We start from the raw sequence: 26,184 nt of genomic DNA on the forward strand, positions 1-26,184 counted from the left end.
CGGCTTTTGGTCTCGAGCCAATTGCCTTGCATCATTTGGCTTTCGCCGCCAGCTGGCATCGCAATCGCCGGTAGCGCGGTCAACGTGTCATCCCGTCCTCTTGCAGCGAAAGCCGTTGTGCCCGAGCGACATAGCGCAATCGGGACTTGACCGGTCCCTCAGCGATTCCGAGGTCCCCCGGAGTAGCGTTTCCCAGACCACGACTTTGGCACGACAAGCGCCACCCATCAATCGCAACGCGGATCGTCACAAGACGGCAGCCTGATCGACGTCGCGAACTGTCACCGCCGCTTGCAAATCCGATCCGCCGATGACCCTTGGGCACTTCATCACCTCCTGCTATATCACGAGGGAAGCACCTGGCAAGTTCACCAGCCGAAGCGTCACCACCTTGATCATCTACGACAGTCGGTACGTAGACGCAGTTTCATATCCCGTAGTCACGATTGTTTCGTCCGACTCCTCGACTACGCGCGGCCGAACGTGTTCATCGTCGCGCGACCGGCTTGGCCCGTGACACGAGTAGCCGGACGCGGCCAGAGCCGCATCATCTTGGTCCGTTGCCGGAAATTTCGAATTGATCTACTATCTGTGTACATAGATAGTAGAAATGCATATCGGACTCCGTCGCCCGACCGATTCTGGCGGGGCGTCGCCGTCTAGGTGGGCGATACGGTTGGGGCAGTATCGGCTTTCAAATCCCGCAGTCGCGTGGTGATCGGTAACGAGACGGAGGTAATACGCTGATGATGTCGTATGGCGGCGATGGCTGGGTTTGGTGTAGCGCGTTATTCAACACGTTGGGGGTGATGGTGATTTTGGGTGTCATCACCGCGGCCGTGGTGCTTGCGGTTCACCTTAGCGGCGCGGGACGAAGCGGCCCGTCAGCGGGAGGAGATGGCGCGTTTGCTCGGGTCGGATCACCTCATGCGCGCGGCGATACGGAAGAGGATGAATCTTACCGCCGGTTGATGTAGGCGGGCGAGATGCGATGACTGCGCGAGTAATTGACCGTGTACAAATGATTTGGGGTAGCTGACCGCAGCGCGGAGTTCGTTTGGTATGAGCTCGACCCCGCCGACGCTGTACCGCGATACTGGGGTGGCTGCCGCCTACGGCGACGCGCAGGGGCCACCATCGCCGTAAGAACGTCTGGTCCCGCGTTGTCTGGCACCATCCGAGCTCATGCCCGCGAGGTGAGTGGTTTCGTGCACGACGGGATACCACGACGATGCAGGACGTGATGGACGGGGCCGGCGGGCCCGTGGGACCACCATAGCGGCCCGCGATCACGAGATGACTTTCAACAATACGTCTGCAACGCAGCCCTATTCGATGCGGTAAAGGCAGCACTCTGGCGGCCCGGTAATGGTTACTTGCGCCGGGTTCTTCTGGCCAGACGCTGCAACGCAGCACGCAAATGCGCGGATTCCTCGGGACTGATCTGTTCGAGAAAGTGGCTGAGCACCAGTTCAGAGCGCCCCCCGGCGTCAAACACCTCGCGCATCAGTTGCGCACTGTGCTGCTCGCGGGTCAACGCCGGCCAGTACCGGTAGGCCTTGCCATCTCGCTCACGCGCCAGCCACCCCTTGGTGTGCAGGTTGTCCATGGTCGACATCACTGTCGTGTAGGCGATCTCGCGTTCAGCGGCCAGCTCGTCAAAAATCTCGCGGACCGTCGTGGTTCCATCCCGGTCCCAGATGCGGTCCATCACCACCGCTTCCAACTCCCCGAAGCCCCGCACCCGCACCGTCACCCTCCGATCCGCACAGCATTCGACGTCGGTCGCCGTCATACACTAACTACGTACGCACATAGTAGATTACCCATGGCCGACACACAATGTCGGATGTCTGATCACGACGGCGGCGAAACCCAATCAACGTGTTGCCGGCGTGTTCGTTTCCTGCCGTTGGGAGACCGTCGAAACGCAATTGTCGCACCGACGCATCGCTTCGATCGCCCGCCACGACTTCGGCGACCATGTCGGGTAACGACCCGATACGCTCTTATTCGGTTATGGAAACAATTGCCGCTGGGCCGTCGTCGTGTACTGACCGTCAGCTGCGCTCTACTTTTTGCCCCGCGCCGCCGCCCGGTGCGAGTCCCATGGCCGGCACCACCCGCATGTTCGGGCGCCTCCGAACTCATCGCCGCCAGCTTGGTCAATCCCGCCGCCCGCCCACTGCCTTGCCTATTCCTTCCTTATGTAGGCACAAACCAGTCGAAATGGCGTTCGCGCTACGAATGCGCGTCCACGTCAGCTATTGAGGTTGGCGGTCCGCGTTTCGGAGGCGCCTGGCGGCCCGGGAAGCGCCGGTGTGGTCAGTGGGCCTACCTGGACCAGGTAGGCGTCGAGATTCCAGATTTTTCTAGCATCCTGGGTGATTCAGCCACGCGTTGAGCGCCAAGCAAGCGATTCGGGCATTGTGCATCTCGGAGACACAAAACGGAGCTTGGCTGCCTCAGCGAACCTCCATTGTGCCGAAGGAGAACCAACACCGCCATTCAGGATTCAACAAGAAACGAGCGCCTCACACGCCGCAGTTTCGATCTGAAAGACACAGCAGCCCCCCAGGTTGCAATGTCGGAGGCACACGCCTAGCGCTGCTACATTTGGAAGCACTGTGCATAGCGACCTTCTCAAGCTTCCCCTGCTGCGATCGGCCATCGCCATCATCGCGGCACTCTGGTTGCTGGGTGGTGCCGCCGAGCACGCGTGGCACGCGGCCGCCACGGTTGATGCGGCTCAGCAGTCGGGTAGCTCATCGAGTGGTGCACTAGCGGTTGATGGCGATCACGCGCAGTGCGACAGCGGGCTGTCGCACTCCTGCCTCGTAGCGACGGCGGTGGCGGATGTCCCGCGCTGGGATGACGCGTTTCTGGTGTACGCCGGGGTCGCGGCGGTGGCCGTTGTCGGTTATTGCTTTGTGTGGGCGCGACAGGCCAAACGAGGTCCACCCCGAGGGCCCGCTACACCCGTCGCCGGTCAAGACCTGCTAACACGATTTTGTCTCGCACGACGCTGATAGGTCGACGCCACATCACACGGCGTTGCACGGTCTACCGGTAATCCCGCTGCTTGATTGACGAGCATTCTTTCACGCGGGCTGGGTCGAAGACCTGTCGATATTTTCGATGAGTTGACCCGGCAGCCAAGCTGCGTCGCGTTATCTGGCGTCCTCACTCACCATGCGGCCCAGGGCCAGTCGGCCGCGTCTAAGAACAGTGAAGCGACGCCACCTGAGTCGTTTCGTCAAATGCCTTTGTCGTTCGGGAGGATTTTGATGCGCCACCACACCATCGCGCCCGGTCTCCGGCCGCGGTTCGTGACACCGCCCGTCAGCGGACCGCTGAACCCGCAGAGCCAGTCATGGAAATAGTTGACTCAGTCGCCGCCCGCGGCGTACTAATGAGCGCGGCGCCATTCATCGCTAAAGGCACCGAGCCAATCGGCCCAACGGCGTGTATTTCGCAGCGTTGTCACCGCGAGTCTAACGGCGCGCTCGGCTCACTCGTGGAGCGAGTCTCATGACGCAGTTTGGATCAGCCGCCACCCCGGGAAGCGACGACCTTAGCTGTTGCAGCACGACCACTTCGAGAACAGCGATGACATTTCAACGCGATTCCCGATGGCACGCTGCCGCACGATGGGCGCGATGGCTGGCTTGGGTCAGCCTGATCTTTGTGGTCGCCGAAGGGGCCCTCGGCCTGTGGCAGGGCGTGGCTACAGGATCTGTCGCACTGACCGCATGGGCATTAGGAAGCGCGCCCGAGGCGATGGCCAGCCTGGTCGTGATTTGGCGGTTCAGCGGCACGCGAACCTTGTCCGAGACGGCCGAGCTCCGTGCGCAACGTGGCGTAGCGGTGTCGTTTTGGCTCAGCGCCCCCTACATTGCCGCTGAATCCCTGCACCATCTACTCAAAGAGCACGTGTCACACACGTCGCTGGTCGGTGTTGTCTTGACGGCTGCCGCCTTGGTGCAGATGCCGATCCTGGGCCGCGCGCAACAGAAACTCGGCGCACGGCTGGGCTCGGGCGCCACGATCGGCAAGGGCATCCAAAACTATCTGTGCGCCGCACAGGCGGCCGCAGTCCTCCTCGGCTTGGCGGTCACCCTCGCATGGCGCAACGGATGGTGGTTAGACCCCGCCATCGGGCTGGGCATCGCCGCCGTCGCCGTCTGGCAAGGGCGGCGATCGTGGCGCGGCGAGGATTGCGGATGCTAGGCCCGGGCCGGATGAACGGCACCGCAATACTCGGCACGGTCATTGCATATATCGCGATATACGCATAGTTTGTCGACATGGATCGGGCAGCCGGGGGACGTCAATGAACGCGGACCATAGCCACACCCACGGGCATACATCGGCAGATTCTGACCGGCGATGGCTGGGCGGTGCGCTGGCGGTGATCGCGGGGTTCATGCTGGGTGAGGTGGTCGTGGGGATCATCGCGGGCTCATTGGCGTTGCTCTCCGATGCGGCACACATGCTCACCGATGCGGCCTCGATTGCGTTGGCGTTGTGGGCGATTCGGCTGTCCGCGCGGCCGGCGGCAGGGCGGATGACCTACGGGTGGCGGCGCGTGGAGATTTTGTCCGCGCAGGCCAACGGCGTGACCTTGCTGGTGTTGGCGGCATGGCTGGCGTATGAGGCGATCAAAAGGCTGATCCATCCGCCGCAGGTCACAGGCGCACTGGTGCTAGTCACTGCGCTGGTCGGTGTGGTGGTGAACCTGGTGGCCACGTGGATGATCAGCCGGGCCAACCGGGCCAGCCTGAACGTCGAGGGCGCTTTTCAGCACATACTCAACGACTTGTTCGCCTTCATCGCCACCGCCGTGGCCGGGGTAATGATCATGGTCACCGGGTTCGGGCGTGCGGACGCGATCGCCACGCTGGTCGTGGTGGCGCTGATGCTGCGAGCCGGCATCGGATTGGTGCGGGCCGCTAGCCTCGTTTTTCTCGAGGCCGCGCCCCAAGGTATCGATCCGGACTCGATCGGGCGGGCCATGGCCGCTCACGATTCCGTCGTGGAAGTTCATGATCTGCATGTGTGGGAAATCACCTCAGGTGAACCGGCCCTGTCGGCGCACGTGATCGTCGCGCCGGGCCGCGACTGCCACGCCACCCGAAACGACTTGGCGCAGCTGCTGGCCCACGAATATGGCATCTCCCACACCACGTTGCAGCTCGACCACGAAGCCTCCGAAATCGGCAGGCAGGATGCAGCCGGCGAGCATGCGCACTGCGAGGATCCACACGGCCCGACGCATCGTTTTACCGGCGCCTGACAAACCCACCACGGACCATACCCAGCCTCCGGTCACCGGAAGGAGAAACCATGCCGCACACGCCAACCCGCGAAACACGCGAGCTGCGGGTATTGGTACTGGGCTACAACGGGCTGCTGGCCGCGATCGCCGGGTTCATCAACTCGGTGGCACTGCTGGTCTTGACGTTTCCGGTGGGCAACCTAACTGCATTGAGCACCAAGCTGGGCATGGACTCAGCCAATCCGCTGCTGTACGAGAGCTGCATGATCGCACTGATCGTAGGCGGATTTCTGGCCGGAGCCGCCGGGGCCGGAGCTGTACTGGCGCCGGTGCAAACCCACACCAGTGCGCGCCACGCCGCGGTCCTGCTCGCCGAGGCCGCGCTGCTGGTGGCCGCAGCCGGTATCGAGATTCCCGGGTTCAAGGCGCTGCTGGCGGCGGCCGCGTGCGGGCTGCAAAACGCGATGACCTCGAACTCGCCCGGGATGGCAATCCGCACAACGCACTTCACCGGCACCATCACCGACCTCGGATTGATACTGGGCCGCAGCCGCCGCCACGGGATGGACAAGTGGAAGGCCGCGGTGCTCACGACGACCGTGGTGCTATTCGTCGGCGGCGGCGCGACGGGCGCCCTCATTGGCGGCCGGTTCGGCCACAACGCACTGCTTCTTCCAGCTGCCGCCTGCCTGGCTGTCGCGATAGCCAGCCTGCTGTATAGCCGGCGGCGCAGCACCCGATTGGCCCGCGCGATATCGGCCCCCGAGCGCTCGCATCGCTCCCTTGCTGATCAGGCGACGGCGGGGTAACCGCAGAGTCCAAGCCATGCGCATTCGTATATGCGCATGCGTTTATAGTTTGTTAGTCTGGGCGGGTAAGGCATCGCCGTTGCCTGATTAGGGAGGTCCAAATGGCAGACGAGCGCGGATCAATGGAGGCCAAAGAGTCAACGCTGCTGTGTCCGCGGTGTGTGTCGCAGATGCTGCCGGTGCAGCGCTTCGGCGTGACGATCGATCAGTGCACGGGTTGCGGCGGCGTCTTCCTGGACCGGGGCGAACTAGAGCAACTCTCCGAGGCCGAGGCCAAGTTCTACGCCGCCCAACAGCCACCCCAACCCGCGCCACCGCCGGGAGGGTATGCGCCTGCGCAGTACCCAGCGCAGCCCGTGTACGTCGAAAATTCCCGCCCTAGAGGATTTTTGGGTGGATTGTTCGGAGAGGGCTATTACGGTGGTCACCACGGAGGATATCGGGGCGGACACCACTGACGATTGCGCCGGCGGCATTGCCTTCAACTTCCGTGCACGCCCGACCCAGTGGCCTCCACATCCCACAGTCGCGCACCGGCAAGTTTATCCAGCCCAAATGTTGAGTCGCCGTCGGCGGCGGCCAGCGGCGATCGGACAGCCGGGCTCGCATCTGACCAACTTCACGGCGCATGGCGCCGTCGTGAGGCCCTCCCCCCTTGATGGACCGGTTAGTACCGAGGCCCCCTCACGCTGACCACCCCGCCGGCACGACGCCTGGCAGTCGCAGCCGATGCAGGTGCTACGCGCGGGCTGGCGGCTGCGCTTTGCTTACCGGCGCTCGCGGCCGGTTGGCCCAACCGAAATTCATAGTGATATTGCGATGTATCTATGTTACGGTCGAATGAGTAGTAGATGAAATGCGCCCGACAGGGCCGAACACGAGGAGGAAGTTGATGTTTCCGCATGCGCTAGCGGCGAAGGCGGCCGCTACGGTGTTCACGGGATTGGTGGGCGTGAGTGCCTATGAGCTGTTGCGTAAGGCGGCTGGTGGGGCGCCGGTGCGTCGGGCGACGGTCGCGGCCGCGGAGTTGAGTTTGCGAGGGACGCGTCGCGCAGAAGTGGTAGCGGAGTCGGCTCGGCTGAAGGCGGCTGACGTGGTCGCCGAGGCGCGTGAACGCATCGGCGAAGAGGCTTCCCCACCGGCTGCGGCCGCGGTCCACGACCACGACCACTGATCGCTGTTATGACTGTTGTCGAGGACACCGCCGTAGAAATTCTCTCCGATGCGGCGGGGCGGATGAGATTGCATGTTCCGTGGGTTCGTTCGGATTCCCGTCGTGCGGTGGCCGTCGAAGACAAGGTGGACAAGCAGACCGGGGTGCGCGCGGTGCACGCCTATCCCCACACCGGATCGGTCGTGGTGTGGTATTCACCCAAGCGTTGCGATCGCTCGGCGATCATGGCGGCCATTGCGGCGGCCAAAGACGTTGCAGCTGAGCTGATTCCCGCGCGTACGCCGCGCTCGGCGGACGTCCGCAACACTGAGGTACTGCGCATCGCGATCGGCGGGGCGGCGCTGGTGTTGTTGGGTGTGCGCCGCTACGGTTTCCGCCGCCCGCCGCTGCTGGGCCCCAAGGGTCAGTTGGTGGCCACCGGCGCGACGGTGTTCATGGGCTATCCGTTCTTCCGCGGGGCGCTACGCTCGCTTCGTTCTGGCCGCGCCGGCACCGACACGCTGGTGACGGTGGCCACGGTGGCCAGCATGGTGTTGCGGGAGAACGTGGTCGCACTGACCGTGCTGTGGCTACTCAATATCGGCGAGTACCTGCAGGACCTGACGCTGCGCCGCACCCGGCGGGCCATCGCCGACCTGTTGCGCGGCACCGCGGACACCGCGTGGATCAGGGCCAATGATGGCAGCGAAGTCCAAGTCCCCATCGATACCTTGCAAATCGGCGACGAGGTCGTCATTCACGATCACGTGGCGATCCCGGTGGACGGCGAGGTGCTCGACGGCGAAGCGGTGGTCGACCAGTCGGCGATCACCGGAGAGACGTTGCCGGTCAGCATGGTCGTCGGCTCCCGTGTACACGCCGGATCGGTGGTGGTACGCGGACGCCTGGTGGTGCGCGCGGCCGCGGTGGGCAGCGAAACCACGATCGGGCGCATCATTTCCCGCGTCGAAGAGGCCCAACACGACCGGGCACCGATTCAAACGGTCGGTGAGAACTTCTCGCGCCGGTTTGTTCCGATCTCATTCATCGTGTCCGCGGCGACCCTGCTGCTGACCGGCGACATCCGGCGCGCGATGACCATGCTGTTGATCGCGTGCCCGTGCGCGGTGGGATTGTCGACCCCGACCGCGATCAGCGCCGCGATCGGCAACGGGGCGCGCCGCGGCATCCTGATCAAGGGCGGATCGCACCTCGAACAAGCCGGGCGGGTGAACGCCATCGTGTTCGACAAGACCGGGACGCTGACAGTTGGGCGCCCCGTCGTGACGAATGTTGTTGCCTTCCAGAAGGACTGGCAGCCCGAAGAGGTCCTGGCCTATGCGGCCAGCTCGGAGATCCATTCGCGTCATCCGCTGGCCGAAGCGGTGATCCGCTCGACCAACGAACGCCACATCACGATCCCGCCGCACGAACAGTGCGAAGTATTGGTCGGCCTGGGCATGCGCACCTGGGCTGATGGCCGCGTTTTGCTGTTGGGTAGCCCGTCGCTGCTGCGTGCCGAAAAAGTCCGCGTGTCCAAGAAGGCAACCGAGTGGGTTGACAAATTGCGGCGCCAGGCCGAGACCCCGCTGTTGCTGGCGGTGGACGGCACGCTGGTCGGGCTGATCAGCCTGCGCGACGAAATCCGCCCCGAGGCCGCCGATGTGCTGAACAAGTTGCGCAGCAAGGGCATTCGGCGCATCGTGATGCTGACTGGTGATCATCCGGATACCGCCGAGGTGGTGGCCGGCGAACTCGGTATCGACGAGTGGCGCGCCGAGGTGCTGCCCGAAGACAAGCTTCAGGCGGTGCGCCAACTGCAGGACGAAGGTTACGTGGTCGCGATGATCGGTGATGGCGTCAATGACGCGCCGGCACTGGCGACCGCCGATATCGGGATTGCCATGGGTCTGGCCGGCACGGACGTCGCCGTGGAAACCGCCGATATCGCACTGGCCAACGACAACCTGCAGCGCCTGCTCGATGTACCCGATTTGGGTGCACGAGCCGTCGCGGTGATCCGGCAGAACTACGGCATGTCCATCGCCGTCAACTCCGTCGGTCTGCTCATGGGCGCCGGAGGGGCCCTGTCGCCGGTGCTGGCCGCGATCCTGCACAACGCGTCCTCGGTCGCGGTGGTCACCAACAGCTCTCGACTGATCCGCTACCGCCTGATGAACGGCCAATCCCCGGCCGCGAACGAACATTCGACGGGGGCGCCTGTCGGCACCGCTAGCGAGCAGCCCGCGGCGTCGTCACCGCATAGCAAGCAATCGCGCAGGCTGTCGCCGGTTCGCACAGGACAGGGTTGACCATGATGCCTGTGTCCGCGCTGGCGCTCTAAGTCGTCTTCGCCGTACTCGGGTTCGGCTGGCGCAGCTGGACCCAGCATCGGCGCACCGGCTCGACCGGATTTCGCGGCGTCAGTGGGCGTCCCGGCTCGCTGGAATGGTGGGCCGGTGTCGGATTCGTGGGCGCCATCCTCGCCGGGGTGGCCGCGCCGCTGCTGCAACTGACTGGAATCCTCACCCCGATGCCGGTCCTGCACGCACCTGCTGTCCAGGCGCCCGGGGTGGTGGCGGCGATTGCAGGACTCGCCGCCACCCTCTACGCCCAACACGGCATGGGTGAGTCCTGGCGGATCGGGGTCGACCCCGGCGAAACCACCACCTTGGTACGCACGGGTGTGTTCGGCTGGGTCCGCAATCCCATCTTCGCTGCCATGCTCGTCTTCGCCGCCGGCATCGCTCTGATGACGCCCAACCCGCTGGCCCTGGCCGCGTTCGTGGTCCTGCTGGCGGCCATCGAGGTTCAGGTCCGTGTCGTCGAAGAGCCATACCTGGCCCGCATCCACGGCCGCGCCTACACCGATTACCGCGCCGCGGTTGGGCGGTTTGCGCCCGGCATCGGGCGCAACTAGACACCGCCGCTGAAGACGGAGGCCCCATGACGCCGGCCAATGCCCCCGCTGCCCGTGGAACCGATACTCGGACAAGAATTCCCGCAACTACGACCGAGAAATGGGGTTCTTTGGCCGCCACGACCCCGGCTGCGCATGCCCCGCCGCGGAATTCCCAAACCCGTCGACTGCATACCGACGCCACACATCACAGGTGCACCGCGATTCGGAACCATAGTTCAGCCGTTGCTGTTATATCAGCGACGACTGTACAGTTGCGGCTATGCTGACGTGTGAGGTGCGGGAATCGGCGTTGTCTCGGCTGGGCCGGGCGCTGGCCGATCCGACGCGCTGCCGAATTCTCGTCGCGCTGCTGGATGGAGTTTGCTATCCCGGCCAGTTGGCTTCGCACTTGGGATTGACCCGATCCAATGTGTCCAACCATCTGTCGTGCTTACGGGGCTGCGGCCTGGTCATCGCAACGTATGAGGGCCGCCAGGTTCGTTATGCCCTGGCCGATAGTCACCTCGCGCGTGCCCTGAGCGAGTTGGTTCAGGTCGTTCTCGCGGTGGACACCGATCAGCCTTGCGGTGGTGAGCAAGCCACGTTCGAGGAGGTCCGCACCGCGCCGGCTAGTCGATGAGCGGGCTCGCCGAATCGCGACGACAAAGCAGAACATAAGGAGGGTTGGCCGTGGTTGCACATGGACTGCTGGTTAAGGCGACCGGGACGGTGTTCACCGGGCTCGTCGGGGTGAGTGCCTATGAGGTGTTGCGCAAGGCGGTGGGAAAAGCTCCGGTCCACCGCGCGGCGGTGACCGCGACGGAATGGGGCCTGCGGGGAACCCGGCGCGCCGAGGTGGCGGCCGAGGCTGCTCGGCTGAAAGTTGCCGACGTGGTCGCCGAAGCTCGCGATCGCATCGGTGACGACGCCTCCCTTTCTGTCGACCCCGTAGGCGACGACTGCTGTAGCTGACATCGCACGCTGCGCCCTCGGCGGACAGGGCAGGTTGACATCCTTGGTAGGGATCCGCCGATATACCGCTAGGAGGGCTGATGATGCCGACCACCGCTGCGCATCCCGATGCCGACCTGAGGCTGACCGTTGTGTCTGCGACGGCGCGACGAATGCGGGTGCACGCCAGCGGGTTTCGATTCGACACCGTCCGCGCGGTGGCGATCGAGGACGCCGTTGGTATGGTCACCGGCGTCGAAGCCGTGCGGGCCTATCCGCGCACCGCCTCAGTGGTGATCTGGTACACGCCTGAGCGCTGCGACACAGCCTCCGTCCTGTCTGCGATCGCCGATGCCGAGCACATCCCGGTAGCGTCGGTGCCACCGCGTACCCCGCACTCGGCGGACGGCCGCAAGCCCGGTGTGGTGCAACGAGTCATCGACTGGAGCACGCGGGTGCGGTCGGGTTCGTGTGACGTTGAACAGCGTCGTCCTTGGGGGACGGTTAGCGATGGCTGCTGCGAGCATGATGACAGCGAGGACGCGCCGGAGCGGCTCTGGCAGGTCGTCAAGCTGCGACGCGCTGCATTGTCCGGGGTGTTGCTGACGGGGTCGGTGATCACCGCATGGGTCACTCCGCTGGGGCCGGTCGCTCTGGGTTTCAAAGTCGTCGCCTTGGCGGTGGGGGCCTCGACATTCGTGCCGTCGGCCATCAAGCGACTTACGCAGGGCCACATCGGTGTCGGCACGTTGATGACCATCGCTGCGGCCGGCGCCGTGGGTCTCGGTCAGGTCGGCGAGGCTGCCATGCTGGCGTTCTTGTTCTCCATCAGTGAGGGCTTGGAGGAATTCGCGGTGTCGCGTACGCGCCGCGGCTTGCGCGCGCTGCTGTCGCTGGTGCCGGATCAGGCCACAGTGCTGCGCGCGGGCAGCGAAACCGTGGTGGCCGCAGCCGACCTTCAGGTCGGTGATCAAATGATCGTCAAACCAGGTGAACGTCTGGCCACTGACGGCATCATTCGTGACGGTCGCACCTCATTGGACGTCTCCGCGATCACCGGTGAATCCGTACCGGTCGAAGCCGGACCCGGCGACGACGTGTTCGCCGGGTCGATCAACGGTTCCGGCGCGCTGCTGGTGCAGGTCACCGCAACGGCAGAAGACAACTCGCTGGCGCGCATCGTGCACATCGTGGAAGCCGAGCAGGCGCGCAAGGGCGCCAGTCAGCGACTGGCCGACCGCATCGCGCGACCGCTGGTGCCGGGCATCATGATCGCCGGGGCCGCGATCGCCGGGGTGGGCAGCATTTTCGGTAGCCCTGCCGTCTGGATCGAACGTGCTCTGGTGGTACTGGTTGCTGCCTCGCCATGCGCATTGGCCATCGCGGTGCCCGTGTCGGTGGTGGCGTCCATCGGGGCGGCCGCCCGGTTCGGTGTACTCATCAAAGGTGGCGCCGCCCTGGAAGGCATGGGCACCATCGGCGCAATTGCCCTGGACAAGACCGGAACCCTGACGGCCAATCGGCCCGCGGTCATCGAGGTCGCCACCACTGGGGGCGCCACTCACGAAGACGTGCTGGCGGTGGCAGCCGCGCTGGAGGCCCGCAGCGAGCACCCACTGGCCGCGGCTGTTCTCGCCACGACCCGAACGTCGGTCGCCGCGGCCAGCGACGTGCAAGCCATCCCCGGCGCCGGATTGACCGGCCGAGTCGACGGCCACGATGTCCGACTGGGACGCGCCGGCTGGCTCGATCCAGCCGACCTCACCGAGGACGTCATGCGCATGCAACACGCCGGAGCCACAACGGTTCTCGTCGAACGCGACGGGCGGCTACTCGGGGCCATCGCCGTGCGCGACGAACTACGTCCGGAAGCCGCCGAGGTCGTCGCCGAATTGCGAGCCGGCAACTACCAGGTGGCGATGCTCACCGGCGACAATCGCGCCACCGCTTCAGCTTTGGCCGCCGAAGCCGGAATCGAGCACGTGTACGCCGAGCTGCGTCCTGAGGACAAGGCACACCTGGTCACAGAGCTACGTGCCCAGCGGCGGACCGCGATGGTTGGCGACGGCGTCAACGATGCTCCGGCCCTGGCCGCCGCCGACCTGGGAATCGCTATGGGCGCCATGGGAACCGACGTCGCCATCGAAACCGCCGACGTCGCGTTGATGGGCCAAGACCTGCGCCATCTGCCCCAAGCGCTGCACCATGCCCGCCGTTCCCGGCAGATCATGTTGCAAAACGTCGGGCTATCGCTAGCGATCATCACCGTGCTGATGCCGCTGTCGCTGTTCGGGACCCTGGGTTTGGCTGCGGTGGTATTCGTGCACGAGCTCACCGAGGTCGTCGTCATCGCCAATGGCGTGCGCGCCGGACGCATCAAACCACTTGCTGGGCCAAGGCCATCGAGTCACGATTCAACGTAACGATGCAACGAATCTACGGCCCGTCCAGGATCGTCAAGTACCGCCGTGGCGGCGGTATCAGGACGCGATGTCGGCCCTGGTCGCCAATTGATTGCCCATGCCGTCGCGTCTCCCCCGCAGCGAATCCCCGAAGTGCGCGTGACTCGCGGGGGTTACCCGTTCGAGTGGGCTACGGCATCCTGAGCCCGACGAGCGCCCCGGTAAGAAAGGTAAGCACAAGTGAGTGGACCAGAAACGCCAGCTAAGCAGGTCGGGTCGCACCCGGTTATGCATCTCTCAGAGTTGCTGCACGCGCCGGTCCTGGCCCGGTCGGGCGAGGCTGTGGGCCGGGTGCAGGACGTGATCGTGCGGCTGCGCGGCGCCGACGAGTATCCGTTGGTGAGTGGGATCGTCGCTGTGGTGGGGAGGCGGCGGGTGTTCATCGGCAGCCCCTCCATTTCTCAGTACGCCCCAGACCGCGTGGTATTGGCGACACACAAAATCGATCTGCGCGGTTTCGAACGCCGCGACGGCGAGGTGTTGCTGCGCACTGATGTGCTAGGACACCGGTTGATCGATGTGGCTGCCGTGGAGTTGGTACGCGCCTATGACGTGGAGCTCGAAGATACCGGCGGCGGGTGGGTGCTTGCCCGTCTGGATACTCGCCGCCCGGCGCGGTTCTTCGGACTAGTCAAAAGTCGGGGTGGGCATGCGGCCCGAGATTGGAAGGCATTCGAACCACTGATCGGCCACGCCCGCTCCGGTGCATCGCGACGTCAGTCAGGCCGGCTCGGCGGGTTCAAACCCGCGGACATCGCTGATCTTCTCGAAGACGCTGACAAAGCCGAGGGTGGGGAGATCCTCGACCGGGTCCGCAGCGACCCGGAATTGGAAGCCGACGTGTTCGAAGAACTCGACCCTGACAAGGCCAGCCGATTGCTCAATGACATGGCCGATGACGAGGTCGCCGCACTATTGGGCCGGATGCGCGCCGACGACGCCGCCGACGCGATCGCAGACCTGCGTCAATCGCGGCGCCGGCGCGTGCTGGAGCTGATGCCGGGCCCGCAGCGCACGAAGGTGATCACCCTGATGGGCTTTAACCCCGACAGTGCCGGCGGCCTGATGAACGTCGACTTCGTCTCCTGCGCCGCAAGCACCACTGCCGGCACGGCGCTGGCACTGATCGCGGGCGCCACGACGATACAGCCCGAGGCATTGGTCAAGATGCATGTCCTTGATGAAGACAACCGCCTGGCTGGTGTCGTGTCGGTGATCGACCTGCTGCAAGCCGAACCCGGTCAAACCGTTGAAGCACTGATGGATTGCGACCCAATTCGAATCGGCGCTGAAGCCGATCTGACCGACGTCGCCCTATTGATGGCCGACTTCAACCTCTACTCCATCCCCGTCGTCGACGGCCAGGACCGCGTGCTCGGGGTTGTCACCGTCGACGACGTGCTAGAAGCCACCATCCCCGAGGATTGGCGTCGCCGCGAACCCGCCCCCCGCCCGGTCCGCGAAATCACCCCACCGCATGACGATCGCGACGCGCCTGCACCAGAGAGTGAGGCGCCGTGACCTCCGGCGAGAAGGCCACCGGCCACGCAGCAGCGACTCACCGATCCGAGTCGCCACCACCGAAGCGCACCGCTGTGCTTGACTCGGCTCACCTCGGTGATATCGAGGGCGCCTTCGGGCGCATTAACGTCGCGGAAACCGACCATCCCCGCACTTTCAAGACGCGGCTGCTGACGCTGCTTGCCATTATCGGTCCCGGAATCATTGTGATGGTCGGCGATAACGATGCCGGCGGGGTGGCCACCTACACCCAAGCTGGCCAAAATTATGGCTACTCCCTGCTGTGGGTGCTACTCCTGCTCATCCCGGTGCTCATCGTCAACCAAGAGATGGTGGTCCGGCTCGGCGCGGTTACCGGCGTCGGACACGCCCGCTTGATCAACGAACGCTTCGGCCGCGGCTGGGGCTGGTTCTCCGTCGGCGACCTGTTCCTGCTCAACTTCCTCACGATCGTCACCGAGTTCATCGGCATCACTTTGGCCGCCACCTACATCGGTATCTCCAAATACATTGTCGTTCCGGTCTCAGCGATCGCGCTCATCGCGATCATGGCCAGCGGCAGCTTTCGCCGGTGGGAGCGGGCTATGTTCGTCTTCATCGCCATCACTTTGGTGCAGATCCCAATCCTGTTGATGGCGCACCCACAGTGGGCCCAGGCCGCCAAATCATTTGTGGTGCCGAACATCTCCGGTGGCGTGACCTCGGATGCGGTGCTTTTGATCATTGCCATCGTCGGCACCACCGTGGCGCCTTGGCAGCTGTTTTTTCAGCAGTCCAACGTCGTCGACAAGCGCATTACACCTCGATTTATGGGCTACGAGCGCGCCGATACGGTGTTGGGGGCGTTCATCGTGGTGATCGGCGCCACCGCGCTGGTCATGATCGGCGATTGGGCGGCGCGCTCCACTGGCACAGCAGGTGGTTTCACCGACGCCGGCGCCATCTCGCATCTGCTGGGCCAACACAATTCGACGCTCGGCTGGTTGTTCGCGATCGTGCTGATGGACGCCTCGATCGTCGGCGCCGCCGCAGTGACCCTGGCCACCAGCTACGCCTTTGGCGACGTATTCGGCCTGAAACACTCGCTGCACCGGGGGTTCGCCGATGCCAAACCGTTCTACCTTTCTTACAGCGCGATGGTGTCGTTTGCGGCGGCGATCGTGCTGATTCCTGGCGCCCCCCTTGGGTTGATCACCACCGCCGTGCAGGCCCTCGCTGGCTTGCTGTTGCCCAGCGCCAGCGTGTTCCTCCTGCTGCTGTGCAACGACCGGGAAGTATTGGGCCCCTGGGTGAATCGGCCCTGGCTCAACTGGGTTGCCGGGCTGATCGTCGGCGTCCTGCTGTTGCTGTCGGGAATCCTGATGGCGACTACCTTGTTCCCCGGCCTCGACGTGATCGTTGTCGCCGGCTACCTGGCACTGACCTTGGTCATACTCGCCGCAGCCACGGTACCGGCACTTCGTTGGATGGGTCGCCGCCAGCCCTCACCACCGGCGGCATCGAGCCCGGCGCGGCCTATTGACCGCAATAGCTGGCGAATGCCACCACTGACCTTGTTAGAGCCCGTGACGTGGTCGCCAGGGACCCGTCTAGGCATGATTGCGCTGCGCGGCTACCTCGTCGTCGGCGCCGTCCTGCTCATCGTCAAGGCTGTCCAGCTCAGCGGCCGATGAATTTGGGCCAATCCGAAAGGTCACCAAATGAGCACGCCACGCAACGGGCGATTCGCCGCGGAAGCCAACTACCTACCGCACTACAACGACATCCAGCAGATCACAGGAACTGCCATCCTCGCCACCATCGCGGTCGCCCTGGCAGTGGCATTCATCATCATCCAACGTCGACGACGCCGCGCGCGCACCAAACAAAGCCATGTCGGTGGCCCCCGACGCTCCCGCGTCTCAAGACCTTTTAGCACCCGCAGGAGCGATTAATGGCCCAAACCAATGTGCCTCGGTGGAAATGGTTGACAACGAGCGTAATCCTGCTCTTCGCTGCTGCGCTGCAATTCGCTCCACCTGTATCAGCGGATCAAACTGACGATGACTTCCTCGCCGCGCTCAAGAAACACGGGATCGTCTTTACCAACCGCGATGTCGCGATCACGGCCGGCCATAAAGTGTGCACCGGACTCGATGCAGGCCAGACGCCGGCCAACCTGATTTTGTCGCTGGTAAAAGACACCGACCTGTCGGCACACGTGGCCGGCTATTTCTTCGGCACCGCAGTCAATGCCTACTGCCCGCAATACCGCCCGGATACCACTGTGCCGGGAGCATAGACCAAGAAGACGGACAAATGGCGCACCACTAGCGGCCACGGGGCACTCAGCGGGCGGCGTAGCCCCTTGCACTCGCACCCCACCGACGCAACGACACATCGTTCGTGAAATTCGACGGATAACGAAACGGCTCGTCACCCATCCTCGAGTCCGAATCTGCTTCACCCCAACATACTCGTCGTGCTCGAGCAGGTTGAACGGTGGTTTGGGTTACTCACCAATTAGAAGCCTGCCGGAGCGCACGCCACTCAATCCAGGCCGTCGAGAATGACATCTCAGACAATCTTCGTCTAGCAAGGCTAGCGACCTCGGCATCACCCTAGCCATGTTGAGGGACTGCGCGCACGCCGTGATGGCTCAGCTGGTGTACTCGAGGCGAGTCATCATGCCGGCCTCTTGGTGATAGGTGTTGTGGCAGTGGAACATCCAGACGCCGGGGTTGTCCGCGACGAGGACGGCGCTCAATTTCTGCTTGGGCAGTACGTTGACGGTGTCTTTGCGGGGGCCGGGCGTGCCATCGGGCTTGATCACCTGGAAAGTGTGTCCGTGCAGGTGCATCGGGTGGTACATCATGGTGGTGTTGTCGAATGCCAGCGTGGCGCGTTGGCCCTGGCGTACCTGTAGCGGCTTGGTCTTGCTGTAGGGCTCGCCGTTGATCAGCCAATCATACTTCGTCATGTCGCCACTGAGGACCACCGGGAGATTCACATCGGATTTGGCCACACCCAAATCGACTTCCGGTGCGGCGGAGAACATTTCGACGGTGCCGACTCGCTTGTTGAGTTCGGGCGGCTGGAAACCCGGATCAGGGGCGTTACCGGCGCCGGTGGAGAGCACAGCCCGCGCCAGCGCATTTTTGCCTTCGGCAAGAGCGACCAGCGGGAAAACGCCATCGGCGGCGGTGACGACGACGTCGTAGCGTTCGGCCATGCCGATCAGTAGCGCGTCGACCTCGGTGGGCACTACGGGGTAGCCGTCGGTGTGGGTGACGGTCATCGAGTGCCCGGCTAGCGCGACGCGGAACGCGGTGTCGGAGCCGGAATTGATGATCCGGATCCGGATGCGCTGTCCGGGCTTGGCGCTGAATGTGGTGGGAGCGGCGGGAATACGGCCGTTGATGAGGTAGTGCGGATAGGCAATATCGCCTGGATCGCCGCCGAGCAGATTGCTGGTCCCGACGCCGTCCATCTCCATGGCGGGCATGTTTCCCATGCCGGGCATGCTGCTCATGCTGGGCCTGCGCTGATTGGTCAAATCGTCGTAGAGCTGCCTGGGGGTCTTGCCGACGCCGTCGGTCCAGTCGTCGAGTACGACGATCCATTCGGCGTCGTAGCGGCCCGACTCTCGGGGGTCATCGATGATCACGGGCAGATACAGACCATAGTCGGCGTCCAGGCCGACGTGCGGATGCGCCCAATAGGTGCCGGGGTGAGGTACCGAAAAGCGGTAGGTGAAGTCGCGGCCGGCGTCGATGTTCGGGGTGGCGGGTGCGACGCCGTCCATGTCGTTGCGCAGCGCGATGCCGTGCCAATGCACCGAGGTGGCCGAATCGAGCCGGTTGGTGACCGTGACCGCGAGTTCGTCACCGACATTGGCGCGGATCACGGGCCCCGGGATGGCGTTACCGTAGGCCATCGTGCGCACAGTGATGCCACCGAGGTCGATTGTTGTCGGTTGAGGCGTCAGTGCCGCCGTTACGGTGCGCCCGGTGTGGGGCCGCGCCGCCTCGGCAGCAGCGATGGCGGCCGCCATCGCCGTGTTGCCGGTATGTGTTTGCTCGTCGGATCGGCCGCAGGCGGCCAGGGCGAACCCGCCGGCAACGGTGGCAGCCATAAAACTCCGCCTGCTAAGTCGCGCCCTGTCAAAAGTCAATTCGCGCACGCCTGTACCTGTCTTTCATTGCGCCGTTCGGTGTTTCGTTCGATCCGAAAGAGCCGCGTCCCGCTCCGCCGAGCTTGAATATACCGCATGGGGGTATTGCTGTACCGTTGGGTTGGCCGCACTGAAAGCATATACAGGAAGGATTTTTAGATGGGACTGGCGCAGAGGCTGTTCGCTGATCATCGGCACGGTGACGGGTCCGGGTGGGTACTCAACTATCCCCGTACTTACGAATGGGCCACCAATGCGTGGTCTCTGGGGCTACGTGCGCGCATGTGGGACCGGCTGGTCGGGCTATCCGGCGCCGAGCCCGGCAATAGGGTGCTCGACGTCGGCTGCGGGACCGGATACTTCACTCGACGAATCGCACGGGCGGTGCACCCGGGTGGCAGCGTTGTCGGGATCGATCCTTCACAATCGATGGTGGACTACGCCGCGCGGCGTGCGCCGGCGAACGCGGCCTTTCAGGTTGCCTCCGCCGAAGATCTGCCCTTCTCCGACCAATCGTTCGACGTGGTGGTATCTAGCTTGGCGTTTCACCACTTTCCAGTCGACCGACGTGCCGACGCAGTGCGGCAAATGTTTCGAGTTCTGCGACCGGGCGGGCGGCTATGCATCGCCGATCTTCGCCCCTCGGGCGGTGGCACCTTGCACCGGATTGCTGCTGTTTTCAACGCCCATGCCAGGGAGCAGAACCGGCTACACCAGCTCGATGAGCTGATTACCGATGCGGGGTTCTCCATCGTCGGCACCGGTGACCGATTGTTGCTGCACTACATCACGGCGCAAAGGCCGCTGGGTCGATGAACCCGGTGGTAGGTGCGGCGGGGCACTGGTTGTAATCGATATGCCGGGCCGACGGTGACGGTCGATCTCGGGCACAACTATGCCGGCCGTCGTGCAGTCCGTGGAGCGTCGTCAGCATCTGGTCAGGCGCAACCTAGGACTGCTCGACCGCCAAAGGCCCCGGTTTACATATACGGGTACGGGGTATATTCTGCTTCTATGTCCACCGGGCGCGCAGTGAACTGCTCATCGGCGACGCACACCATGAGCTGCGAATCCGCGCATCGGAAATACCCCGGCTCATCCTCGGTTTTCTCGCATATCGCCAGGGCCGGTGTGTCGTGATATTCGGCGGCGCTAGCGGGTTGCCTCGGCTCCGGTATGTAGTGGCCGTGGGGGCTGCGGCGTGGTTGACGGCGTGGGTTCTCATCGGTGCCCACAGCGTGATGGGGCATTCGCAGTCTTCGGTGTCGCAGTCTTCGATGTCGCAGTCGGCGCATGCGTTGGTGGCTTCGCTGGGTGGTGAGTTCACCGTTGATGTCGATCATCCGCATGTGGGCAAGGGTTCCTCGGGCGACCATCACGAGCAGTTCACCACGGCGGTGCTGCCGCGCTCGGGCGCGGTGGTGGCTGCGTTAATCGCGTTGAGTGCGGTGGCCGCCGTGGCGCTGACCGGTGGGCTGGCCCGGTTTGGGGTGCCCGCCGGGCGCGGCCCCCCGCGCGCCCCGGCTCTTTCTGTTACCGGTCAAGACGTGTTGACCCGGTTCTGCTTGTCTCGTCGCTGACTGGTCAGCGCCAGGTCGTTTGCAGCACGTGTGTGCTCGGCGGCTGGTGATCGCTGACCCCTGTCAAGTGCCGCACTGATTCGCGGCGTTCGCAAGAAAGCGACGATTCTCATGACCGATGTTTTGTCTTTCGATAACTATGTTCACCCGATCCCGGCGCTCAAAGTTGTTCAGCCACGTGAGTGCGCCCTGCCCGGCACCGACACCTATCGGCGTCCCGGTGCGATGGTGGGCCATACCCCGGTGCTGCGCATTGAGGCGCCGTTCGCCCCGCCCGGACGCGGGTTTTGGGCCAAGCTGGAAGGGTTCAATCCCGGCGGCAGCATGAAAGACCGCCCGGCCCTGCACATGGTCGAAGCCGCCCGGGCCCGCGGCGAATTAGCTCCCGGGGCGCGCATCGTGGAATCCACCAGCGGCAGCCTGGGGTTGGGGCTGGCGTTGGCCGGCCAGGCCTATGGGCATCCGGTCACCGTGGTCACCGACACCGGCATGGAGCCGATCGTGCGTCACATGCTGGCCGCCTACGGCGCCGATGTCGAGCTGGTCACCGAGCCGCACCCGGTGGGGGGCTGGCAACAGGCCCGTAAAGACCGGGTCGCCCAGCTGTTGGCCGCCGAGCCGGGGGCCTGGTGCCCCGACCAGTACAGCAACCCCGACAACATCACCGGCTACCGGTCGTTGGCGTTGGAGCTGCTTGATCAGCTCGGCGGGGTGGATGTGCTGGTGTGCTCGGTGGGCACCGGCGGGCATTCGGCCGGGGTGGCGCGGGTGCTGCGCGAGTTCAACCCGGCGATGAAGCTGATCGGGGTCGACACCATCGGCTCGACTATTTTCGGTCAGCCGGTGGCCAGCCGGTTGATGCGCGGGCTGGGCTCGAGCATCTATCCGCGCAACATCGACTACGCCGCCTTTGACGAGGTGCACTGGGTGGCCCCGCAGGAGTCGGTGTGGGCGTGCCGCACTTTGGCGGCCAGCAACTTCGCCAGCGGCGGCTGGAGCGTGGGGGCCGTGGCGCTGGTCGCGGGCTGGGCCGCGCGCACCTTCCCGCAGGACACCCGCATCGCCGCGGTGTTTCCTGACGGTCCGCAACGCTACTTCGACACCATCTACAACGACGACTACTGCCACCAGCACCAGCTGTTGGATTGGCAACCCGTCGCCGAGCCCACCGTCATCACCGACCCCACCCAGCAGGTGGTGACCTCCTGGACTCGCACCAGCACCGTCGTCAATCCCGCACTGATCGCAGCCGCATGAGGGATTTCCTCACCCGGTTTCGAGGCTTCGACCGGCCCAGCCAGGTCCTGATGCTCAACCAGTTCGGCATCAACATGGGTTTCTACATGCTGATGCCGTATCTGGCCGGGTACCTGGCTGGCCCGCTCGGGCTGGCGGCCTGGGCGGTCGGATTGGTGCTCGGCGTGCGGAATTTCTCCCAGCAGGGCATGTTCATCGTGGGCGGCACACTGGCCGACCGGGTGGGCTATAAGCCGTTGATCGTGGCTGGATGTCTGCTGCGCACAGGCGGATTCGCGCTGCTTGTGGTGGCCCAGTCGTTGCCGGCTGTGCTGATCGCCGCGGCGGCCACCGGGTTCGCCGGCGCGTTGTTCAACCCGGCGGTGCGGGCCTATCTGGCCGCTGACGCCGGAGATCGCCGGGTGGAGGCCTTCGCCATATTCAACCTCTTCTATCAGGCCGGAATCCTGTTGGGTCCGCTGGTCGGACTGGTCCTGGTGGCCGTCGACTTTCAGGTCACGGCGGCGGCAGCGGCGGCCGTGTTCGCAGTGCTGACCGTGGCGCAGCTGTTGGCGTTGCCGCGACGCGGTGTCGATTCGGCGCCGCAGCAGAAGTCGTTCCTGCAGGACTGGCGGGTTGTCGCCCGCAATCGGCCGTTCCTGCTCTTCGCGGCGGCGATGATCGGCTCCTACGTATTGACCTTCCAGGTGTACCTGGCGCTGCCGCTGCAGGCGTCGATGCTGACGCCGCGCTCTGGAAAGGCTTTGGTTGCAGCTCTTTTCGTTGTCTCTGGCCTGGTTGCGGTGATCGGACAGCTGCGCATCACCCGCTGGTTCACCAAACGCTGGGGATCCGGACGTAGCCTGGCCATCGGTGTGGCCATCCTGGCGGCCTCGTTCGTGCCGCTGACGGTCGTCCCCGACGGCCATCGGTTCGGGACACCCGCGGCGGTGGGGGCCCTGCTGGTGTCGGCGGCGCTGCTGGCCGTCGGTTCGGCCGCGGTCTTCCCGTTCGAGATGGACACCGTCGTCTCGCTGGCCGGAGGCCGGCTCGTGGCCACCCATTATGGGTTCTACAACACCATCGTCGGAGCCGGAATCCTCGTCGGCAACCTGGCTACCGGATCGATATTCGGTGCGGCACAACGGCTGAGCGCCGGCGCACTGGTTTGGGGCGGGCTGGTTCTCATCGGCATCATCGCCGCAGTTGCCCTCTACCGTCTCGAACCCGCACGCGACCTGCAACCGGCTCATTCCGAGCTTGGCGGCTTCCAAGCGGCGGTACCGGCGATAACCGGCCGGGGCCGACGCCGGCGATTCACACCGCCACATGGCAAGGCATCTGTGTCCCCGTCTCCTGGTCATCCTGTCGGACGCCGGCCCGCGATGACGACGACTCTGACCCCAAAGAGTCGCCGCAGAATGGCATCGGCACGCAACCAGGCGCAAGATTGCTCACGTTCGGTCACCTCGATGTCGTCACCTGGTAATGACCCATGTGAATCCGCAGGATCCACCGTTAAGCACCCGATCGGCGCGAAATCCCCATGCGATTAAGGGATTCGACGTGAACAGCTGCCAACGGCTCGGCCGGGGGCATCGCCTGCCGGGTGAGTCCTTATGTGTCCGGGCCGATAGATCGAAGCCGCGAGTTGGTGTTGTCGTGCGAGCGGGCCGACGCACCGATTACCGCCTCGGTAGAGGAATGCCAGCTCGGGCGCCGCTATACCTCCGGTGGGTAGGGGTATTTGGGATGGAGGTGCAATTGTGCGCGTCAGTCCCTGCGGCCCGACTGCTGATATCTGCTTGAGCTGCAGCATTAGGGCCGCCAGGAGGCACGATCGCGGCCCGGGCACGATGCGGTATCGACCGCCCTATGTATGGCATACCCCCCTATAGACAGGTACAGTTGAGACACTATGAAACCCGGCGGCGCAGGCAGTTCGGTGCGGTTGCGCGCTGTCGTCGCGATCGCGGCTGCAGTGTGGCTGGCCCTCGGCGCCCTGGGGTGCGGGCTGGTGCATTTCGCTCCTCTCGCGTTTGACCCACCGCACGCCTTCGTGACATCGGCGGATGGCGGGTCTGGCACTGGCGGGCCCGGGATGCAGGCCGACCATGCTTCGCTTTACCGCGGCCTGGCCGCCAAATGCTCCAAGGTGTTCGGGGCTATGCCGGTGCCGGGGCCGGTTACCGCGCTGGTGGAACTCGGTCTCGCGGTCGCGGTGGTCGCCGTCGCAGGTTCGCGGGTCAAACTTGTGGTGCCGGTCGGGCGGGCCCCGCCCCGCGCGGCTGCCATTGCCTTCACCGGTCGAGACCTCTTGACGCGGTTCTGCATAGCTCGCCGGTGATCGGCCGGCGGCAGGCCATTGTGTTACGCCACGAGGATCGGTGAGCACTCGCTCACCATCACCAATCTCTGCCGCCCCTTTCGCCCGGATGAATGCCGGGCCATTGAACACATCAATCCTCCCTGACGCTGTCTAGCCGAATCAGGCGACGCGGCTTCCATGCCGCGGCGACCGCACCAGCGCCTTAACACACCGCAGCGGACGGGGTCAGCCCATGTCCGTAATCCCAAGTCTCCAAGGAGAAATCCATGTTCTCACTCACCGTCGCCCCGCAAATGTTGACGGCGGCGACCGGTAACCTGCAGGGCATCGGCTCGGCGATGAGCGCCGAAAACGCGGCCGCGGCCACACCGACGACCGGGGTGGGTCCCGCCGCCGCCGATGAGGTGTCGGCGTTGACGGCGCTGCAGTTTGCCGCGCACGCGCAGATGTACCAGGCCGTCAGCGCCCAAGCTGCGGCGATCCACGAATTGGTCGCGAAAACCCTTGGTGTCAGCGCTGACTCGTATGCGCTCACCGAGGCCGCCAACGCGATCGCGGCCGGCTAAGCATTCCGAGGTGAAATGATGGATTTCGCAGCTTTGCCACCCGAGATCAACTCGGCAAGGATCTATGCCGGTCCGGGGCCGGGCTCGATGCTGGCCGCAGCGTCGGCCTGGGAGGGGCTCGCCGAGCAGCTATATGCGGAGGCCGCTTCGTATTCCTCGGTAGTTGCGGAGCTGACCAGCGGACCGTGGCTAGGTCCAGCGTCGACGGCGATGGCCGCCGCGAGCGCCCCCTTCGTGGCGTGGATGGACACCACTGCCGCCACGGCACAGCAGACGGCTTCGCAGGCCATGGAGGCCGCGGCCGCCTATGAGGCAGCCTTTGCGATGACGGTGCCGCCACCAGTCATCGCGGCCAACCGCAGCCTGTTGCTGTCGCTGATCGCGACCAACATCCTCGGGCAAAACACGCCCGCGATCGCGGCCACCGAGGCACAGTACACGGCGATGTGGGCCCAGGACGCCGCCGCGATGTATGGCTACGCGGCCGCCTCGGCCAGTGCGTCGCTCCTGACCCAGTTCATCCCGCCGCAGCCCACCAGCAACCCGGCCGGCCTGGCCGGACAGGGGACCGCGGTCGGCCAAGCTGTCGGCAGCTCGGCCAGCACCGACACCCAGGCGGTCCTGTCACAGGTGACCTCCACGGTGCCCACGGCTCTGCAGCAGCTCGCCTCGCCGCTATCGTCCACGTCCGAGTCGTCCACGGGGTCGCTGTCGTCGCTGAGTTCGTCGCTCAGTTCCATGAATCCGGCGTTGTCGATGACAAGTTCGGTCGGGTGGATATCGAGTTCGCTGCTCTCGAACGCGAATCAGATGAAGAATTTGATGCCGGCCGTCACCGCCGCCAGCACCGCAGCTTCGGGACCGGGGTTGACGGGCGCGCTCGCGTCCGGCGCGCTGGGAGCACCCGGCTCAGCAGGACTCGGCGGGGCGGCCGTGTCGGCGGGAGTGGGCCGCGCGGCCACGGTCGGGGCGTTGTCGGTGCCCCAAACCTGGGCTTCGGCGGCCCCGGCAATGAGTCCTGCCGCGACGGCGCTGCCCAGCACCAGCCTGGCCACTGCCCCAGGAGCCACAACGGGGGCTCCCGCAAGCATGCTCGGCGCGCCGCTGGCAACGATGCCCGGGCGCGGCATAGGCAACGTCGGCGAAACCGACCTTCGCTTCATGCCCCGCCTGACAGTGGTACCGCCCTCGGCGACCGTCGGATAACAAAGGAGAGCACCAATTCGTTTTGGCAGGCGGCCATC

At 64.8% G+C, this 26,184-nt stretch carries 22 protein-coding genes and 3 pseudogenes; 22 read left to right on the forward strand and 3 right to left on the reverse strand.

Annotated elements, in window-relative coordinates; translation table 11 throughout:
- Positions 1–79: 79 nt before the first annotated feature.
- Together AC5Y5B_RS18790 and AC5Y5B_RS18795 are read right to left on the reverse strand one after the other, a co-directional pair.
- Positions 80–175: pseudogene (locus tag AC5Y5B_RS18790) on the reverse strand (sigma-70 family RNA polymerase sigma factor); the annotation flags it as partial.
- 1,197 nt (positions 176–1,372) lie between these two features.
- Positions 1,373–1,750 (reverse strand): BlaI/MecI/CopY family transcriptional regulator, encoded by a 378-nt coding sequence (locus AC5Y5B_RS18795; RefSeq protein ID WP_033712913.1) that lies wholly within the window; start codon positions 1,748–1,750, stop codon positions 1,373–1,375.
- An 877-nt stretch (positions 1,751–2,627) separates the two neighbouring features.
- On the opposite strand from AC5Y5B_RS18795, the gene lpqS (AC5Y5B_RS18800) reads away from it, so the two are divergent.
- The 15 genes and pseudogenes from lpqS (AC5Y5B_RS18800) to AC5Y5B_RS18870 all read left to right on the forward strand — a co-directional run bounded on the left by lpqS (AC5Y5B_RS18800) (position 2,628) and on the right by AC5Y5B_RS18870 (position 17,357).
- Positions 2,628–3,029 carry a putative copper homeostasis (lipo)protein LpqS gene (gene lpqS / locus AC5Y5B_RS18800; RefSeq protein WP_456320274.1) on the forward strand — a complete coding sequence of 134 codons (402 nt, stop codon included), beginning with the start codon at positions 2,628–2,630 and terminating at the stop codon, positions 3,027–3,029.
- Positions 3,030–3,609: 580 nt separating this feature from the next.
- Entirely contained in the window at positions 3,610–4,230 is a 621-nt protein-coding gene (locus AC5Y5B_RS18805; protein WP_020822717.1) for a cation efflux transmembrane domain-containing protein, read from the forward strand.
- 103 nt (positions 4,231–4,333) lie between these two features.
- Positions 4,334–5,296: a cation diffusion facilitator family transporter gene (locus tag AC5Y5B_RS18810; RefSeq protein WP_008257362.1), complete on the forward strand. Its 963-nt coding sequence runs from the start codon at positions 4,334–4,336 to the stop codon at positions 5,294–5,296.
- A 50-nt stretch (positions 5,297–5,346) separates the two neighbouring features.
- Positions 5,347–6,087, forward strand: a complete 741-nt coding sequence (locus AC5Y5B_RS18815) for a DUF1275 family protein (protein WP_008257363.1) — start codon at positions 5,347–5,349, stop codon at positions 6,085–6,087.
- A 122-nt stretch (positions 6,088–6,209) separates the two neighbouring features.
- Complete coding sequence (locus AC5Y5B_RS18820) at positions 6,210–6,545, forward strand: TFIIB-type zinc ribbon-containing protein (RefSeq protein WP_008257365.1); 336 nt, start codon at positions 6,210–6,212, stop codon at positions 6,543–6,545.
- Positions 6,546–6,979: 434 nt separating this feature from the next.
- Positions 6,980–7,261 (forward strand): DUF1490 family protein, encoded by a 282-nt coding sequence (locus AC5Y5B_RS18825; protein WP_008257367.1) that lies wholly within the window; start codon positions 6,980–6,982, stop codon positions 7,259–7,261.
- Positions 7,262–7,269: 8 nt separating this feature from the next.
- Positions 7,270–9,552 carry a manganese-exporting P-type ATPase CtpC gene (ctpC, locus tag AC5Y5B_RS18830; protein WP_014942224.1) on the forward strand — a complete coding sequence of 761 codons (2,283 nt, stop codon included), beginning with the start codon at positions 7,270–7,272 and terminating at the stop codon, positions 9,550–9,552.
- 5 nt (positions 9,553–9,557) lie between these two features.
- Positions 9,558–10,160: pseudogene (locus AC5Y5B_RS18835) on the forward strand (methyltransferase family protein).
- Between the two features lie 262 nt (positions 10,161–10,422).
- The gene (cmtR, locus tag AC5Y5B_RS18840; protein ID WP_008257374.1) at positions 10,423–10,782 is read left to right on the forward strand and encodes a Cd(II)/Pb(II)-sensing metalloregulatory transcriptional regulator CmtR; all 360 of its coding nucleotides are present in this window, start codon (positions 10,423–10,425) and stop codon (positions 10,780–10,782) included.
- Between the two features lie 50 nt (positions 10,783–10,832).
- Complete coding sequence (locus tag AC5Y5B_RS18845) at positions 10,833–11,114, forward strand: DUF1490 family protein (RefSeq protein ID WP_008257377.1); 282 nt, start codon at positions 10,833–10,835, stop codon at positions 11,112–11,114.
- 80 nt (positions 11,115–11,194) lie between these two features.
- Complete coding sequence (locus tag AC5Y5B_RS18850) at positions 11,195–13,516, forward strand: heavy metal translocating P-type ATPase (protein ID WP_008257380.1); 2,322 nt, start codon at positions 11,195–11,197, stop codon at positions 13,514–13,516.
- Between the two features lie 267 nt (positions 13,517–13,783).
- Positions 13,784–15,076 (forward strand): magnesium transporter MgtE N-terminal domain-containing protein, encoded by a 1,293-nt coding sequence (locus AC5Y5B_RS18855; RefSeq protein ID WP_008257382.1) that lies wholly within the window; start codon positions 13,784–13,786, stop codon positions 15,074–15,076.
- A gap of 74 nt (positions 15,077–15,150) precedes the next feature.
- Positions 15,151–16,749, forward strand: a complete 1,599-nt coding sequence (locus tag AC5Y5B_RS18860; protein ID WP_085978346.1) for an Nramp family divalent metal transporter — start codon at positions 15,151–15,153, stop codon at positions 16,747–16,749.
- Between the two features lie 27 nt (positions 16,750–16,776).
- Positions 16,777–17,010, forward strand: coding sequence for a hypothetical protein (locus tag AC5Y5B_RS18865; RefSeq protein WP_014942226.1), 234 nt, complete (start codon positions 16,777–16,779; stop codon positions 17,008–17,010).
- Positions 17,010–17,357 carry a DUF732 domain-containing protein gene (locus AC5Y5B_RS18870; RefSeq protein ID WP_014942227.1) on the forward strand — a complete coding sequence of 116 codons (348 nt, stop codon included), beginning with the start codon at positions 17,010–17,012 and terminating at the stop codon, positions 17,355–17,357. Before AC5Y5B_RS18865 ends, AC5Y5B_RS18870 begins: the two co-directional genes overlap by 1 nt.
- Before the next feature lie 357 nt (positions 17,358–17,714).
- Here the strand turns inward: AC5Y5B_RS18870 and AC5Y5B_RS18875 are convergent, their stop codons facing one another.
- Positions 17,715–19,190 (reverse strand): multicopper oxidase family protein, encoded by a 1,476-nt coding sequence (locus AC5Y5B_RS18875; protein WP_008257387.1) that lies wholly within the window; start codon positions 19,188–19,190, stop codon positions 17,715–17,717.
- A 198-nt stretch (positions 19,191–19,388) separates the two neighbouring features.
- On the opposite strand from AC5Y5B_RS18875, the gene AC5Y5B_RS18880 reads away from it, so the two are divergent.
- The 7 genes and pseudogenes from AC5Y5B_RS18880 to AC5Y5B_RS18910 all read left to right on the forward strand — a co-directional run bounded on the left by AC5Y5B_RS18880 (position 19,389) and on the right by AC5Y5B_RS18910 (position 26,146).
- Positions 19,389–20,045, forward strand: a complete 657-nt coding sequence (locus AC5Y5B_RS18880; RefSeq protein WP_033717528.1) for a class I SAM-dependent methyltransferase — start codon at positions 19,389–19,391, stop codon at positions 20,043–20,045.
- A 365-nt stretch (positions 20,046–20,410) separates the two neighbouring features.
- Entirely contained in the window at positions 20,411–20,809 is a 399-nt protein-coding gene (gene lpqS / locus AC5Y5B_RS18885) for a putative copper homeostasis (lipo)protein LpqS (protein ID WP_008257390.1), read from the forward strand.
- A 111-nt stretch (positions 20,810–20,920) separates the two neighbouring features.
- A complete protein-coding gene (locus AC5Y5B_RS18890; protein ID WP_008257392.1) occupies positions 20,921–22,066 on the forward strand; it encodes a PLP-dependent cysteine synthase family protein in 1,146 nt (381 codons plus the stop codon).
- A pseudogene (locus tag AC5Y5B_RS18895) lies at positions 22,063–23,307 on the forward strand (MFS transporter); the annotation flags it as partial. The gene AC5Y5B_RS18890 and the pseudogene AC5Y5B_RS18895, both read left to right, overlap by 4 nt.
- Positions 23,308–23,963: 656 nt before the next feature.
- Positions 23,964–24,392: a putative copper homeostasis (lipo)protein LpqS gene (lpqS, locus tag AC5Y5B_RS18900; protein ID WP_008257397.1), complete on the forward strand. Its 429-nt coding sequence runs from the start codon at positions 23,964–23,966 to the stop codon at positions 24,390–24,392.
- Positions 24,393–24,640: 248 nt separating this feature from the next.
- A complete protein-coding gene (locus AC5Y5B_RS18905; RefSeq protein WP_008257399.1) occupies positions 24,641–24,940 on the forward strand; it encodes a PE family protein in 300 nt (99 codons plus the stop codon).
- A gap of 15 nt (positions 24,941–24,955) precedes the next feature.
- On the forward strand, positions 24,956–26,146 hold the full coding sequence (locus AC5Y5B_RS18910) for a PPE family protein (protein ID WP_014942231.1): 1,191 nt from the start codon (positions 24,956–24,958) through the stop codon (positions 26,144–26,146).
- Positions 26,147–26,184: the final 38 nt, after the last annotated feature.

The sequence above is a fragment of the Mycobacterium sp. NGS33 genome (genome assembly GCF_059812885.1).

Coding starts and splice junctions, on each gene's coding strand:
- lpqS (WP_008257397.1), top strand. CDS start 23,964: ATGAAACCCGGCGGCGCAGGCAGTTCGGTGCGGTTGCGCGCTGTCGTC.
- AC5Y5B_RS18890 (WP_008257392.1), top strand. CDS start 20,921: ATGACCGATGTTTTGTCTTTCGATAACTATGTTCACCCGATCCCGGCG.
- cmtR (WP_008257374.1), top strand. CDS start 10,423: ATGCTGACGTGTGAGGTGCGGGAATCGGCGTTGTCTCGGCTGGGCCGG.
- AC5Y5B_RS18905 (WP_008257399.1), top strand. CDS start 24,641: ATGTTCTCACTCACCGTCGCCCCGCAAATGTTGACGGCGGCGACCGGT.
- AC5Y5B_RS18855 (WP_008257382.1), top strand. CDS start 13,784: ATGCATCTCTCAGAGTTGCTGCACGCGCCGGTCCTGGCCCGGTCGGGC.
- AC5Y5B_RS18810 (WP_008257362.1), top strand. CDS start 4,334: ATGAACGCGGACCATAGCCACACCCACGGGCATACATCGGCAGATTCT.
- AC5Y5B_RS18875 (WP_008257387.1), bottom strand. CDS start 19,190: ATGGCTGCCACCGTTGCCGGCGGGTTCGCCCTGGCCGCCTGCGGCCGA.
- AC5Y5B_RS18825 (WP_008257367.1), top strand. CDS start 6,980: ATGTTTCCGCATGCGCTAGCGGCGAAGGCGGCCGCTACGGTGTTCACG.
- AC5Y5B_RS18880 (WP_033717528.1), top strand. CDS start 19,389: ATGGGACTGGCGCAGAGGCTGTTCGCTGATCATCGGCACGGTGACGGG.
- AC5Y5B_RS18910 (WP_014942231.1), top strand. CDS start 24,956: ATGATGGATTTCGCAGCTTTGCCACCCGAGATCAACTCGGCAAGGATC.
- AC5Y5B_RS18850 (WP_008257380.1), top strand. CDS start 11,195: ATGATGCCGACCACCGCTGCGCATCCCGATGCCGACCTGAGGCTGACC.
- AC5Y5B_RS18820 (WP_008257365.1), top strand. CDS start 6,210: ATGGAGGCCAAAGAGTCAACGCTGCTGTGTCCGCGGTGTGTGTCGCAG.
- ctpC (WP_014942224.1), top strand. CDS start 7,270: ATGACTGTTGTCGAGGACACCGCCGTAGAAATTCTCTCCGATGCGGCG.
- AC5Y5B_RS18815 (WP_008257363.1), top strand. CDS start 5,347: ATGCCGCACACGCCAACCCGCGAAACACGCGAGCTGCGGGTATTGGTA.
- AC5Y5B_RS18805 (WP_020822717.1), top strand. CDS start 3,610: ATGACATTTCAACGCGATTCCCGATGGCACGCTGCCGCACGATGGGCG.
- AC5Y5B_RS18865 (WP_014942226.1), top strand. CDS start 16,777: ATGAGCACGCCACGCAACGGGCGATTCGCCGCGGAAGCCAACTACCTA.
- AC5Y5B_RS18870 (WP_014942227.1), top strand. CDS start 17,010: ATGGCCCAAACCAATGTGCCTCGGTGGAAATGGTTGACAACGAGCGTA.